The 13,947-nt window shown below is 74.6% G+C and carries 11 protein-coding genes; 8 read left to right on the top strand and 3 right to left on the bottom strand.

What is annotated here, in order from left to right:
• Positions 1 to 126 precede the first annotated feature (126 nt).
• From HOP40_RS01890 to HOP40_RS01880, 3 genes are all read left to right on the top strand, one after another.
• Entirely contained in the window at positions 127 to 1,254 is a 1,128-nt protein-coding gene (locus HOP40_RS01890) for an NDMA-dependent alcohol dehydrogenase (protein ID WP_172154116.1), read from the top strand.
• A gap of 76 nt (positions 1,255 to 1,330) precedes the next feature.
• Complete coding sequence (locus HOP40_RS01885; RefSeq protein WP_172154115.1) at positions 1,331 to 3,172, top strand: AAA family ATPase; 1,842 nt, start codon at positions 1,331 to 1,333, stop codon at positions 3,170 to 3,172.
• 139 nt (positions 3,173 to 3,311) lie between these two features.
• Positions 3,312 to 4,094 (top strand): PIG-L family deacetylase, encoded by a 783-nt coding sequence (locus HOP40_RS01880; RefSeq protein WP_172154114.1) that lies wholly within the window; start codon positions 3,312 to 3,314, stop codon positions 4,092 to 4,094.
• Here the strand turns inward: HOP40_RS01880 and HOP40_RS01875 are convergent.
• A complete protein-coding gene (locus tag HOP40_RS01875; protein WP_172154113.1) occupies positions 4,078 to 4,884 on the bottom strand; it encodes an ABC transporter permease in 807 nt (268 codons plus the stop codon). The two genes, HOP40_RS01880 and HOP40_RS01875, sit on opposite strands and share 17 nt — an antisense overlap.
• A 95-nt stretch (positions 4,885 to 4,979) precedes the next feature.
• Here HOP40_RS01875 and ctaD point away from each other — a divergent pair, with 95 nt between their 5' ends.
• The 4 genes from ctaD to HOP40_RS01855 are packed head-to-tail and all read left to right on the top strand — an operon-like array spanning position 4,980 to position 10,830.
• Entirely contained in the window at positions 4,980 to 6,734 is a 1,755-nt protein-coding gene (ctaD, locus tag HOP40_RS01870) for an aa3-type cytochrome oxidase subunit I (RefSeq protein ID WP_172154112.1), read from the top strand.
• 1 nt (position 6,735) lies between these two features.
• Positions 6,736 to 7,956, top strand: a complete 1,221-nt coding sequence (gene serB, locus HOP40_RS01865; RefSeq protein WP_172154111.1) for a phosphoserine phosphatase SerB — start codon at positions 6,736 to 6,738, stop codon at positions 7,954 to 7,956.
• Between the two features lie 10 nt (positions 7,957 to 7,966).
• Complete coding sequence (locus tag HOP40_RS01860; RefSeq protein ID WP_172154110.1) at positions 7,967 to 8,644, top strand: peptidyl-tRNA hydrolase; 678 nt, start codon at positions 7,967 to 7,969, stop codon at positions 8,642 to 8,644.
• A 26-nt stretch (positions 8,645 to 8,670) separates the two neighbouring features.
• A complete protein-coding gene (locus HOP40_RS01855; protein ID WP_172154109.1) occupies positions 8,671 to 10,830 on the top strand; it encodes an SEC-C domain-containing protein in 2,160 nt (719 codons plus the stop codon).
• 7 nt (positions 10,831 to 10,837) lie between these two features.
• Here the strand turns inward: HOP40_RS01855 and HOP40_RS01850 are convergent, their stop codons facing one another.
• Positions 10,838 to 12,049: an RNA polymerase sigma factor gene (locus HOP40_RS01850; RefSeq protein ID WP_172154108.1), complete on the bottom strand. Its 1,212-nt coding sequence runs from the start codon at positions 12,047 to 12,049 to the stop codon at positions 10,838 to 10,840.
• Positions 12,046 to 12,369 (bottom strand): YciI family protein, encoded by a 324-nt coding sequence (locus HOP40_RS01845; RefSeq protein ID WP_172154107.1) that lies wholly within the window; start codon positions 12,367 to 12,369, stop codon positions 12,046 to 12,048. Before HOP40_RS01845 ends, HOP40_RS01850 begins: the two co-directional genes overlap by 4 nt.
• Positions 12,370 to 12,479: 110 nt before the next feature.
• Between HOP40_RS01845 and HOP40_RS01840 the strand changes: the two genes are divergently transcribed.
• The gene (locus tag HOP40_RS01840) at positions 12,480 to 13,673 is read left to right on the top strand and encodes a winged helix DNA-binding domain-containing protein (RefSeq protein WP_172154106.1); all 1,194 of its coding nucleotides are present in this window, start codon (positions 12,480 to 12,482) and stop codon (positions 13,671 to 13,673) included.
• Positions 13,674 to 13,947: the final 274 nt, after the last annotated feature.

Raw genomic sequence — 13,947 nt, 5'->3', positions numbered from 1 at the left:
CTACGGGTGATGGGCACCCCGTCGTGAGGTCAGTAGACCTTTGCAAGTCATGCGCACCCTGCTATGAAGCGTGTGGCGCGCCGCACACCGGCACCCGACCCCCGAAATCTGTTCAAGGGAGAGCACATGCAGACCCGCGGAGCGATCGTCCGTCAGGCACCCGGCAAGTACGAGGTCGTGGACCTCGAGGTGGACGACCCCCGTCCCGGCGAGGTCCAGGTCAAGCTGGTCGCCTCTGGCCTGTGCCACTCGGACGACCACATCGCCACCGGCGACATCCCGGTCGGCGTCTACCCGTTCGCCGGCGGTCACGAGGGCGCCGGCATCGTCACCGCCGCCCCGCCGAACCACAAAGGCATCAAGGAGGGCGACCACGTCGTCTTCTCGTTCCTGCCCTCCTGCGGCCACTGCCGCTGGTGCGCCTCGGGCCAGCAGAACCTCTGCGACCTGGGCGCCGGGCTCCTCGCCGGCTCGCGCTGGGAGGACACCTCCAGCTTCCGCCTCAAGCTCGCCGGCACCGACACCCCGGTCGGCCAGATGTGCGGCATCTCCACCTTTGTCGAGACCACCACGGTCTCGGCCGACTCCGTCGTGAAGGTCGACAGCGACCTCCCGCTGGACAAGATCTGCCTGCTGGGCTGCAACGTCGGCACCGGCTGGGGCTCCGCGGTCAACTCCGCCGAGGTCCAGCCCGGCCACACTGTCATCGTCATGGGCATCGGCGGCGTCGGCATCAACGCGGTCCAGGGTGCGGCCCACGCCGGAGCGGCCAACATCATCGCCGTCGACCCGGTGGCGCTCAAGCGCGAGAACGCCACCCAGCTCGGCGCCACCCACGGCGTCGAGACCATGGAGGAGGCCACCGAGCTGGCCAAGCAGTTCACCAACGGCCAGGGCGCCGACTCGGCGATCATCACCGTCGGCATCATCAAGCCGGAGTACGTCGGGCAGGCCATGGCCGCGATCCGCAAGGCGGGCACCGTCGTCGTCACGGCGCTGGGCAACATCGCCGACACCACGCCGCTGCCGGTCTCGATGGCCGACGTCACCCTGTTCCAGAAGCGCATCCAGGGCTCGCTGTTCGGCGCGTCGAACCCCAACTGGGACATCCTGCGCCAGGTCGAGCTCTACCGGGCCGGTGCGCTGAAGCTCGACGAGGTCATCACCACGACCTACACCCTCGACCAGATCGGCGAGGGCTACGAGGCGATGCACGCCGGGAAGAACCAGAAGGGCGTCATCGTCTACAGCTGACCGTCCCCGAACCCCCCGAGCGGCACTCCCGTCCTCCGGACGGGGGTGCCGTTCGTTCGCCCACCGAGAGGAACCCATGGGGTCTCCCACACCCGTCGTCGGCCTGCGCCGCGAGCGCGAGGTCCTCACCGTCGCGCTCGTCACGGGCCGGCACGTCGTCATCGAGGGTCCGCCCGGCACCGGCAAGTCCACGCTGCTCCGCTCGATCGCCCGCGACACCGGGCAGGAGGTCGTGTTCGTCGAGGGCAACGCCGAGCTGACGCCCGCGCGCCTGGTCGGCCAGTTCGACCCGTCGCAGGTGCTCGCCACCGGTTACCAGCCCGACGCGTTCGTCGACGGCCCGCTGATCACCGCCATGCGCACCGGCGGCCTGCTCTACATGGAGGAGCTCAACCGCGTCCCCGAGGAGACCCTCAACGTCCTGATCACCGTCCTCACCGAGGGCGAGATCGCCGTGCCGCGGCTCGGGACCGTGCACGCGGGCAAGGACTTCCGGCTGATCGCGGCGATGAACCCGTTCGACGCCGTCGGCACCGCACGCGTCTCGCAGGCCATCGCGGACCGCATGTGCCGGGTCGTGCTGGGCTACCAGGACCTCGAGGGCGAGCGGGCGATCACCGCCTCGGTCAGCGGCCTGGCCGGCCGCTGGGTCGACCTCTCCGTCGCGCTCACGCGCGCCACCCGCGAGCACCGCGACGTCCGCATGGGCTCGTCGGTCCGCGGCGCCATCGACCTCTCGCTGGTGCTCACCGGGCTCGCCGACCTGCGCGGGGAGGCGACGCCCACCCGCGACACCGCGCGCGACGCCGCCTACGCCGCGCTGTCGGGCCGCATCCGGATCACCGACGGCGTCGACCGCACCGCCGAGTCGGTGATCGACGAGCTGCTGGAGATCCACTGGCCCGCCGACGACGAGGAGTCCGACCCCGCGGAGTCCCCGGACGCCGAGGAGAGTGACGACCAGGGAAAAGCACCCAGCCCGGGGCATAACCCGGGCTTCCAGCAGCGCTCGCGCCCGGGGCGCGAGCAGACCTCGCGCACGCAGGGGCGCCAGGAGATCGCGGCCAACCACCCCGACTTCGCGGACGTGTCGCCGGAACCGGGCGAGCTCGACGTCGACGCGTTCGAGGCGCTGGCCGCGGAGGACCCCGACAAGGCCGCGGCGCTGCTGGCCGACATGGCCGTGGCCACCGACGTGCAGCTGCGCGCGGCGGCGCGGCGCCTCGCCGGACGGGTGTTCATCCGGTTCGGCCGCGTGGGGCCCGCGAAGGCGCGGGGGACGCGGCGGCTCGGCCCGTCGCGCCGCCTCGACGGGGACCTCGACCTCGACCGCACGATCGAGGCCTGGGACCCGTCGTCGTCGCGGCGGCCCGAGGAGCTGGTGACGCGGACCTGGACGGCGCACCGGCGCGCCGTCTGCCTCGTCGTCGACATCTCGGGGTCGATGAAGGGCCTCGCCGTCGCGCTGGCGTCGGTGGCCGCGGCCGGGGTGGTCGTGGCCAACGAGAACGGCCCGCCGCCGCTGCAGCCCTCGGTCATCGCGTTCGGCGCGGGGGTGAAGGTGCTGCAGGCCCAGGGGGTGCGGCGCCCGCCCGAGGAGCTGCTGTCGGACCTCATCGCCCTGCGCGGGCACGGCACGACCGACCTGGCGGCCGGGCTGCGGGAGGCGTCGAAGCAGCTGGCGTCGGCCGTGGCCGACGAGCGGATGGTCGTGCTCCTGAGCGACTGCCTGCACACCGCGGGCGACGACCCGGCCGAGGCGCTGGGCGGCATCGACCGCCTGCACGTCCTCGTGCCGCTCGGCGGGCCCGAGGCGGAGGCCGCGGCGCACCCGCTGGCCCAGCGCGGGGGCGGCCGGGCGCAGGTGGTGGCCCGGCTGACCGACATCGCCCCGGCCCTGACCCGCATCCTCGCCTGAGGCGGGGGTGCCCGGTGGCCGCCGGGAGGACGGGGTCGACGACGCCCCCGCCCTCCCGGTGACCGCGGCCGTCCCGTGCCCTCCCGTGACCGTGACCGCGGCCGGGGCGGGCCCGGCGGCGTCCGGATAGGGTCGATCCGTGGCCACCATCGTCAGCTTCCACGCCCATCCCGACGACGAGTCGATCGCCTCGGCCGGCACCCTGGCCCGGGCCGCGGCGGCCGGGCACCGGGTGGTGCTCGTCTTCGCCACGCGCGGTGAGCTGGGCGAGCCCGTGCCGGGCGTGCTGGAGCCGGGGGAGCAGCTCGCGATGCGCCGCTCCGCCGAGTGCTACGCCTCGGCCGCCGTCCTCGGCGCGAAGCGCGTGGAGTTCCTGGGCTACACCGACTCCGGGATGATCGGCGAGCCCAGCAACGACGCCCCGTTCTGCTTCTGGCAGGCCGACGTCGAGCACGCGGCCAAGCGCCTCGCGGTGATCCTCGACGAGGAGGAGCCCGACATCCTGACCGTCTACGACGACAACGGCGGCTACGGCCACCCCGACCACATCCAGGTGCACCGGGTGGGCCGGCGGGCGGCGGAGCTGTCGGCGGTGCCGGTCGTCGCGCAGGGCACGATCAACCGCGACTGGATGATCCGCGGCCTCAAGCAGTCGGGTGCGGAGCTGCCGGAGAACCTGCCGACGATGGGCAAGCCCGAGGCCGAGATCACCCACCGCGTCGACGCCGTCGACTTCGTCGACCAGAAGCGCGCCTCGATGCGCGCGCACGCGAGCCAGATGGGCCCCGACCACTTCATGCTGACGATGCCCGACGCGATGTTCGCGCTCGGCATGGGCACGGAGTTCTACATCGTCGACCCGGTCCCGAACCCCGCGTCGGCCCCCGAGGTGTTCGAGGAGCTGTTCATCTCCCTGCACTGATCCGGGCGGCACCGACGCGCGGGCCGCGGTGGCTCTCCAGCAGCTGCTGCGGCTCGGTCGTCCGGTGCACCAGGCCGCGGCAGACGAGCTCCACGGCCACGGCCACCGCGATCGTCTCCACGGCCAGCAGCAGGATCAGCACGAGCAGCTGGACCGCGCCCGCCTGCACCGGCGACGCCCCGCCGAGCAGCATGCCGACGAACGCGCCCGGCAGCGTCACGAGCCCGACCGTCCGCGTCTGGTCGGTCACCGGCACGAGCGACTGCCCGGCGGTGCACCGCGCGATCTCCAGCGCGGCGTCGCGGGGGAGCAGGCCGAGCGAGAGCGCGGCCTCGACCTCCCCGCGGCGCGCCTCCAGCTCGTCCAGGGCCCTCCGTCCGGCCAGGGCCGTCGCGGTCATCGTGCCGCCGATGATGATGCCCGCCATCGGGATCACGGCGATGCCCTGCGCCGGCACGATCCCGGCGAGCACCAGCGCCGCGACGACGGGCACCGGCGCGAGCGCGATGGGCACGATCGCCCACCAGCCGCTGCGGTCGGGGGTCATCCGGCGCCCGGCCGTGCGGGCCGCGACCACCACCATCAGGGCGACGAAGGCCGCGCTCAGCGGCACCGACCCGACGATCGCGCCGATCAGCAGCGACACCGCACCGAGCTGCACGGTGGCCCGGACGGCCGCGGTGACCGTCGCGGTGGAGGTCTCCAGCCGGGTGACCCACGCGACGGCGGCGGCCACGAGCACCGCCACGACCAGGGCGACCGCCAGCGCCGGACCGATGACGATGCTCATCCGCTGCTCCTGACCGTGCTCCCGGGGGCGCCTTCGACGGCGAGTAGAGCTAAGCTCCGACGCGAGCTCAACAGACCACCGCAGGGAGTGAACACGTGACAGCCGTCGCCCCCAAGCCGATCACGTCGCGCCCGTACCCGGCGCGCCGCACCGGCAAGGGTTCCACGTTCCTGAAGATGATCAGGACGACGGACCCCAAGGACATCGCGATCCTGTACATGGTCACGTCGTTCGGCTTCTTCCTGGCCGGTGGCGCCATGGCGCTGCTGATGCGCGGCGAGCTCGCCGTGCCGGGGCAGCAGTTCCTGTCGAGCGAGCAGTACAACCAGCTGTTCACCATGCACGGCACGATCATGCTGCTGCTGTACGCCACGCCGATCCTCTTCGGGTTCGCCAACTACATCGTGCCGCTGCAGATCGGCGCCCCCGACGTCGCGTTCCCGCGGCTCAACGCCTTCTCGTACTGGCTGTTCCTGTTCGGCGGCCTGACGGTCCTCTCCGGCTTCCTGACGCCGGGCGGCGCGGCCGACTTCGGGTGGTTCGCCTACACCCCGCTGAGCAACGCCACGTACTCCCCGGGCGCGGGCGGCGACCTGTGGATCACGGGTCTGATCGTCTCCGGTCTCGGCACGATCCTCGGCGGCGTCAACTTCATCACCACGATCGTCTGCATGCGCGCCCCCGGCATGACGATGTTCCGGATGCCGATCTTCACGTGGAACATCTTCGTGACGGCGCTGCTCATCCTCATCGCGTTCCCGGTCCTCACCGCCGCCCTGTTCGGGCTGCTGGCCGACCGCCACCTCGGCGCGCACGTGTTCGACCCCGCCAACGGCGGCACGATCCTGTACCAGCACCTGTTCTGGTTCTTCGGCCACCCCGAGGTCTACATCGTCGCGCTGCCGTTCTTCGGCATCGTGTCGGAGATCTTCCCGGTGTTCAGCCGCAAGCCGCTGTTCGGCTACAAGACCCTGATCTACGCGACGATCGCCATCGCCGTCCTCTCGGTGGCCGTGTGGGCGCACCACATGTACGCCACCGGCGCGGTCCTGCTGGCCTTCTTCTCCTTCACCACGTTCCTCATCGCGATCCCGACGGGCGTCAAGTTCGTCAACTGGATCGGCACGATGTGGAAGGGCAAGATCACGTTCGAGACGCCGATGCTGTTCTCCGTCGGCTTCCTCGCCACGTTCCTCTTCGGCGGCCTGACGGGCGTGCTGCTGGCCAGCCCGCCCATCGACTTCCACGTCTCCGACACCTACTTCGTCGTGGCGCACTTCCACTACGTGCTGTTCGGCACGATCGTGTTCGCCACCTACGCCGGCATCTACTTCTGGTTCCCGAAGATGACCGGCCGGATGATGGACGAGACGCTGGGCAAGTTCCACTTCTGGACCACGTTCGTCGGCTTCCACATGACGTTCCTGGTGCAGCACTGGGTCGGCAACGAGGGCATGCCCCGCCGCTACGTCGACTACCAGCCGCAGGACGGGTTCACGTTCCTCAACTCGTTCTCCTCGGTGGGCGCGTTCGTGCTCGGCGCCTCGACGCTGCCGTTCATCTGGAACGTGTTCAAGAGCTACCGCTACGGCAAGGTCGTCACGGTCGACGACCCGTGGGGCTTCGGCAACTCCCTGGAGTGGGCCACGAGCTGCCCGCCGCCGCGGCACAACTTCACCGAGCTGCCCCGGATCCGCTCGGAGCGCCCGGCGTTCGAGCTGCACTACCCGCACCTGGTCGAGCGCTTCCGCGAGGAGGCGCACATCAGCCGGCACCCGGACCCGGGCGAGCTGATCAGCCAGCAGGTCGGCCCGGAGACGCAGCCGGACGGCGATCCCAAGTCGCGCTGAGGTGGCCGACACCAGTGTCCTGATCACGGTCACCGGTCCCGACCGTCCCGGTGTCAGCTCGGTGCTCTTCGCCGCGCTGACCCGGCACGGCGTGGACCTCGTCGACGTCGAGCAGGTCGTCATCCGCGGCCGGCTCACCCTGGGCGCCCTGGTCACGGCCCACCACGACCCCGAGCAGTTGCAGGAGGCCGTCGAGCAGGCCATGGCGAGCATCTCGATGCAGGTGCAGACCTCGCTCGGCGCCGACCCGTCCGTCCGGCACTCCACGCACGTCGTGGTGGTCACCGGGCGGCCGATCTCGGCGCGCGCGTTCGGCTCGATCGCGCAGGCGCTGGCCGACGCCGGCGCCAACATCGACGCCATCCGCCGCGTGGCCGACTACCCGGTCACCGGCCTGGAGCTGATGGTGTCCCCGGTGCCCGGGCACGGTTCCGAGGAGTACCCGCCCGGCACGCTGCGCACCCGGCTGGTCGAGGTGGCGCGCTCGGCGGGCGTCGACGTGGCCGTCGAGCGGGCCGGGCTGGCGCGCCGCAGCAAGCGGCTCATCGTGTTCGACGTCGACTCCACCCTGGTGCAGGGCGAGGTCATCGAGATGCTGGCCGCGCGGGCCGGCGCCGAGGACGAGGTCCGCGCCGTCACCGAGGCCGCGATGGCCGGCGAGCTCGACTTCGCCGAGTCGCTGCGCCGCCGCGTCGCGGTGCTGGCCGGGCTGCCCGAGTCGGTGCTGGCCGACGTCGCCGCCGAGCTGGAGCTGACGCCGGGCGCGCGCACCACGATCCGCACGCTCAAGCGGCTCGGCTTCCGCTGCGGCGTCGTGTCCGGCGGGTTCACGCGCGTCATCTCCGGGCTGGTCGAGGAGCTGGGCCTGGACTTCTGCGCGGCCAACGAGCTGGAGGTCGTCGACGGGCGGCTCACCGGGAAGGTCGTCGGCGAGATCGTCGACCGCCCGGGCAAGGCCGTGGCGCTGCGCCGCTTCGCCGACACCTACGGCGTGCCGCTGGAGCAGTGCGTGGCCGTCGGCGACGGCGCCAACGACATCGACATGCTCGCCACGGCGGGGCTGGGCATCGCGTTCAACGCCAAGCCCGCGCTGCGCGAGGTGGCCGACACGGCGCTGTCGCACCCCTTCCTCGACGTCGTGCTCTTCGTGCTGGGCATCACCCGCGACGAGGTGGAGCGCGCCGACGCGGCGGAGGGGCTGCTGCGGCGCGTCCCCCTGTGACGGCCCTCCTGTGACGCCTCCACCCGGGACGGTCCTGTCCCCGCTCGCGGTCCGGCGCGTCCCGCCGCCCGAGCCCGACGGCGTCGTCCGGGCGATGCCGGTGGTGCTGCGGCTGGAGAGGCCGCCCGCCGCGCGCACACCGGTGCTGGAGGCGGCGGCCGCGGCCGCGCTCGCCGTCTGCCTCGACCCGCGCGCACAGCCGGGCGAGGAGTGGCACGAGGCCGTCGGCACGTGGGTGGCGAGCCGCATCCGCAAGATCGCCCGGCGCGCCCGCGGCGCCCACTGGGACGCCGTGCAGGAGCTCCCCGGCCTCACCTGGACCGTCGGTGACGCGCAGGTGCGGGCGCTGCTGCCCGGTCCCGTCGACGACGTGCCGCGCGTGGTGTCGCGCCTGCAGATCGGCGGCACCGACCTCGAGCCCGACGACCCCGGCCCGCCCCCGCCCGGGGTCCCGGTGATCTGGGTGAACGCGGCGCTGCGGATGAGCGTCGGCAAGGCCGCGGCGCAGGTCGGCCACGCCTCGATGCTGTACGCGGCGGTGCGGGGGCTCTCCGCGGTGCCCGCGTTCGCGGTGCGCGACGCCGGCCCGGAGCGCTGGGCGCAGGTGCTGGCGGGCGATCCGGTGGTCGTCCGCGACGCCGGGTTCACCGAGGTCGCGCCGGGCACCGTCACCTGCGCCGTGCTCTGACGGGCCCCGGAACTACGCTGCGCGGCGTGGACGAGGCCCCGCTGCGATTCCTGTTCGGCACCGTCCCCGACGCCGTGCCCGCGACGCCCGACGAGTGCGCCGACCTGCTCGACGCCGACCGCCCCGGCGCGTCGGACCGCGAGCTGGAGCTGCGCGCGACGGTGGCCGGGCAGATCCTCGGCGGCGAGCACCCCGACGTCTGGCGCACCGCGCAGCGGCTGCTCGACGCCGGCCTGACCCGCGAGGACGCGCTCGACCAGCTCGTCGGGGCGATCGTGTTCGACGGGGAGAGCGCCGATCCCGTCGCCGTCCTCGACCGGCTGCCCGTTCCCGGGCCCGACGCGCTCGCCGCCGCGTTCGTCGACCTGGCCCGCGAGCACGGTCCCGTGCCGATCGGCGAGCTCGCGGTACACATGATCGCCCGGCTGGACCTGCACCCCGACGACGCCGCCCGGCTCACCGACCAGGCCGAGGAGCGGCTGCACGACGACCCGGACAGCCCGGTCGTCCTGCTGTCGCCCGACCTCGTCGTGCACGTCGACGCGCTCACCGAGGGGATCGCGCTCACCCACCGCCTCAGCGCCGACGAGCGCGACGGCGACCGGCTCGACCTGCTCACCGATCTCGCGGTGTTCGCGCGCACCACCGCGCCAACCGTCGACGGGGCCGCGCTCTCCTACGGCGACGACGGCTCCTGGGCCGGCCCGCCCGGCTGGCTCTCCGCGCACCGGCCCGGCGACCTGCTCGCCGTCCGCGTCGCCCCGGACGGCGCCGTGTCGGTGGAGGCGGTCGACGACGAGCCGGTCGCCGGGCCCGCGCTGCTGATGACCACTCGCACCGCCTACGACGAGGAGACCGAGGAGACCGGCCTGCCGCTCGCCGCGGAGGACCTCGTCCTCGCCGTGCTGGCGCGCGACCCGGCCGCGTTCGGGCGCCCGCGGCCCCCGCTCGTCGAGCTGGCGGCGGCCACCGGGCTGCAGCACCGCGACGGCGAGTTCGCGCACGAGGAGGCCGCCTGGGTCCGGGGCGAGGCGTTCGGCGTGCAGGTGCGCCTGGCCGACGCGGTGGGCACGGAGCGCGCCGCGCAGGCGTCCACGGCCTACGAGCTGCTGGCCGACCCGGCGTCCGGTGCGCCCGCGCTGCGCGAGGCGCTGGAGCTGCTGGAGGACCCGGCGACGCTGGTCGGCGTCGTCGACGAGCTCGCCGGCGACGAGACCCCGGAGCGGATCGCGGCGCTGGTCGCGGCGGGCGAGCGGCTCGTCGCGGTGGCGGGCAGCGGCGGCCGGGCGGCGGTGGCCGAGTACGTGGCGGCGGTGGCGGCCGAGCGCGACGGGCGGGTGCGCGACGCCGAGGCGCACCTGCGCGCCGCGAGCCTCGCCGGCCGCGGCTGGGGGCTCGTGGAGGACCGGCTGGCCTGGTACGAGTCCGACCGCGGCGAGGCGGCCGCGGCCTACGGGCGGTGGAGCGAGCTGGAGCTACCCGACGACGACCCGGACCTCGCCATGGTGCGCCGGTTCGCGGCCGCCACCGGTCCCGAGCCCGGGCGCAACGCCCCGTGCTGGTGCGGCTCCGGCCGCAAGTACAAGCAGTGCCACGCGGGCCGTCCCGCCGTGCCGCCGCTGCCCGAGCGGGTGCCGTGGCTGCACCGCAAGGCCCTGGCCTACCTGGAGCGGCGCGGGGGCACCGACGGCGACGTCTACGACTACGCCGCCCTGCGCGACCCCGACCCCGCCGTGGCGCTGGCCGACCCGCTGACCCTCGACGTCGTGCTGCACGAGGGCGGCTGGTTCGGGAAGTTCCTCGCCGAGCGGGGCCCGCTGCTGCCCGCGGACGAGGCGGAGCTGGCGGCGTCGTGGACGGAGGTCGACCGCGCGGTGCACGAGGTCGTCGAGGTGCGCCCGCACGGGCTGACCGTGCGCGACCTGGCGGGTGGCGGCGTCGTCGAGGTGACGGAGCGGGCGGCCGGGCGGGAGCTCGTCGCCGGGGCGCTGCTGTGCGCCCGTGCGGTGCCGGACGGGTCGCCGGTGAACGGGTCGGGGCCGGACGGATCGGGGCCGGGCGGGTCGGGCCGGCGGTTCGTCGGCGGGCTGTTCCGGGTGCCGGACGGGCGCGGTCCCGAGCTGGCCGAGGTCCTGGCCACCCGTGACGGGGCCGCGCTGCTGGCGTGGGTGGCGTCGGCGGGCTGAGGACCCGTCAGCGGTCCGGATGCAGCGCGTCGGCGCGGACGAGCAGCGCCTGCCGCTCGCTCGCGGTGCGGGCGAGGCCGGCGGCGCGGCGGAACAGCGCGGCGGCCTCGGCGGCACGGCCCTGGCGGGCGACGAGGTCGGCCTCGACGGTGGTGGCGACGCCCTCGTCGAGCCCTCCTGCCGCACGCAGCTGCGTGAGCAGGGCCAGCCCGGCGTCGGGGCCGTGCGCGTAGCCGTGCGCCACGGCCCGGTTGAGCTCGACGACCGGCGACGGCCCCAGCGCGGCCAGCGCGTCGTAGCAGTGCGCGATCCCGGCCCAGTCGGTCGTGGCGACGTCGGCGGCGGTGGCGTGCCGGGCCGCGATCCGGGCCTGCAGCGCGTACGGGCCGTCGCCCTCGACGGTGGCGAGCGCGGCCAGCGCCTCGTCGATCGCGGCGTGGTCCCACCGGGTGCGGTCCTGGCGGTCGAGCGGCACGAGGGCGCCGTCGGCGTCGCGGCGCGCGGCGCGGCGGGAGTGCTGCAGCAGGAACAGCGCGAGCAGGGCGACGACCTCGGCGCGCCCGGGCAGCAGCGACCCCAGCAGCCGCGCCAGCCGGATCGCCTCCTCGGCGAAGGCGGGCTCGCCGTCGGTGTCGTAGCCGGTGGTGAACAGCACGTACAGGACGGCGAGCACGCCGGGCAGCCGCTCCTGGAGCGCGGCCCCCTCCGGCACGCGGTAGGGGATGCCGGCCTGCGCGATCCGGGTCTTCGCGCGCGTCAGGCGCCGCGTCATCGCGCTCTCGGTGACGAGCAGGACCCGCGCGATGTCGGCGGTCGGCACGCCGCACACGGTGCGCAGCGTCAGCGCCACCCGGGCCTCCGGAGCGAGCGCGGGGTGGCAGCAGGTGAACACGAGCCGCAGCCGGTCGTCCACGATGCCCTCCTGCGCGGGTCCGTCGGTGTGGTCGGGGACGAGGGCGGCGAGCTCGTGGAGCGTGCGACGCTCCACCGCGGCGCGGCGCAGGACGTCGACCGCCCGGTTGCGGGCGGTCGTCATCAGCCAGCCGCCCGGGTTGGCCGGCACGCCGTCGCGGGGCCAGCGCAGCAGCGCGGCGGACAGCGCGTCCTGCGCGCAGTCCTCGGCGAGGGTCCAGTCGCCGGTGATCCGGATCAGGGCCGCCACGATCCGCGGGTGCGCGTCGGCACCCGCGGTCGCGACGGCGTCGTGCGCCGGGGTCACGGCGACCAGAAGGGCCGCAGCTCGAGCCGCCCGATCCGCGCCATCGGGTGCGCGCGGGCGACCTCGATGGCCTCGTCGAGGTCGGCGCACTCCAGGACGTCGTAGCCCACGATCAGCTCCTTGGTCTCGGCGAACGGGCCGTCGGTCACGAGCAGCTCGCCCCCGCGGACGCGGACGGTGGTGGCGGCCGACACCGGGCCGAGCCGGTCGCCGTCGACGCGGCGGGCGGCGGCGTCGTTCGTGCGGACCCACGCCTCGGCGTCGTCGGTGGTGTCGGCGTCGGGCTCGGGATCGGTGCAGACGAACATCATGTAGCGCATCGGTGCTCCTTCGCGTCCTGTCGTGCGGTCACCAGGATGACGAACGGGCAGCGAGGGATCGGACAGCGCCGCCGCGAGTCCTGTCCGGGCCGGGTGGGAGGCTCGCGATCGTGACACTCCGACGCTTCGACGCCGCCGAGCGTCGCGCCCGGCTCGCCCTCCGGCACCGGCACGTGCCGCAGGAGCGCACCGACGACGTCGTCGCGATCACCGACGGCCTCGTGGCGCTGCACTCCACCGACCCCGTCTCGGTGTACCTGTCGGTGGCCGCGCGGATGCGCACGCCCGACCTGGCGCCGCTCGAGCACGCGCTGTTCGGGGAGCGGGCGCTGCTGCGCCACCACGCGATGCGCCGCACGCTGTGGGTGCTCGGGCACGACACGGCCCGGCTCGCCCACCACGCCGCCACCCTCGGGCTCGTGCCGGCGCAGCGGCGGGCGCTGCTGGCGATGTTGGAGGCCGGCGGAGTGGCCGCGCCGGAGCGGTGGCTGGCCGACGCGGCCGTGGCCGTCGACGAGCTGCTGGTGGCGTCGGGCCCGCTCACCGCCCGCGAGATCGGGGCGGCCCTGCCCGAGCTGGCCCGGCCGGTCCCCGTCGGCGGCGGCGCGTACGCCACGACGCAGGGCGCGCACAGCCGGGTGCTGCTGCAGCTGGGGTTCGAGGGGCGGGTGCTGCGGGCCCGGCCGACCGGCACGTGGATCAACGGGCAGTACCGCTGGGCGTCGACCCGGGAGTGGTTCCCGGGCGGGTTCGGCGAGCTGGACACGCGCGCGGCCGCGGCCGGGCTCGCCGCGCGATGGCTGCGCGCCTACGGCCCCGCCACCCGTGCCGACCTGCAGTGGTGGGCCGGCTGGACCGCCGCCACCACGAAGCGGGCGCTGCTCGACGTCGGGGCGGTGGCGGTGGAGGTCGAGGAGGGCGACGGCCGGTTCGTCGAGGGCCGGGCGCTGCCCGACGACCTCGGGCCCACGCCCGACGCTCCGCCGAGCGCACGCCTGCTGCCCGGCCTCGACCCGTCGACGATGGGCTGGAAGCAGCGCGCCTTCCACCTCGACCCCGCCCACGTCCCCCTGCTCTTCGACCGCAACGGCAACGGCGGCCCCTGCCTGTGGGTCGACGGCCGGATCGTGGGGAGCTGGGTGCAGCGCGCCGACGGCCGGATCGCGATGCGGCTGCTGGAGGACGTGGGCGAGGCGGCGCGGGCGGAGCTGGAGCGGCACGCCGGGGAGCTGGAGGAGCTGCTGGGGGACGTCCGGTTCTCGGTGCGCTTCCCCGCTCCCGTGCAAGCGGCCCTCCTGGCCTGACAGGCGCCGCGCCCACCCCACCCGCACCCGCCACGCCCACCCCCCGCGCGCCGCGCCCACCCGCACGCGCCCACCCCCCTCCCCCGCGCGCCGCGCCGCGCCACCCCCCACCCCAGTGACAGTGGAGTGGCTTTACTGCCGTCCAGTGACGGTAAAGCCACTCCACTGTCATCTGGCGGGTGCCGCGAGGGGCGCGGGCGGGCGGCGCGGCGGGGGCGCGGGCGTGCGCGGCGCGACACCGCGCGCCGCGCCCACCCCCTCACCCCGGTGACAG

Origin of the sequence: Pseudonocardia broussonetiae (assembly GCF_013155125.1) — a bacterium.
In the GTDB taxonomy this organism is placed as follows: domain Bacteria; phylum Actinomycetota; class Actinomycetes; order Mycobacteriales; family Pseudonocardiaceae; genus Pseudonocardia; species Pseudonocardia broussonetiae.
This window is presented reverse-complemented; position numbering and strand designations above follow the sequence as displayed.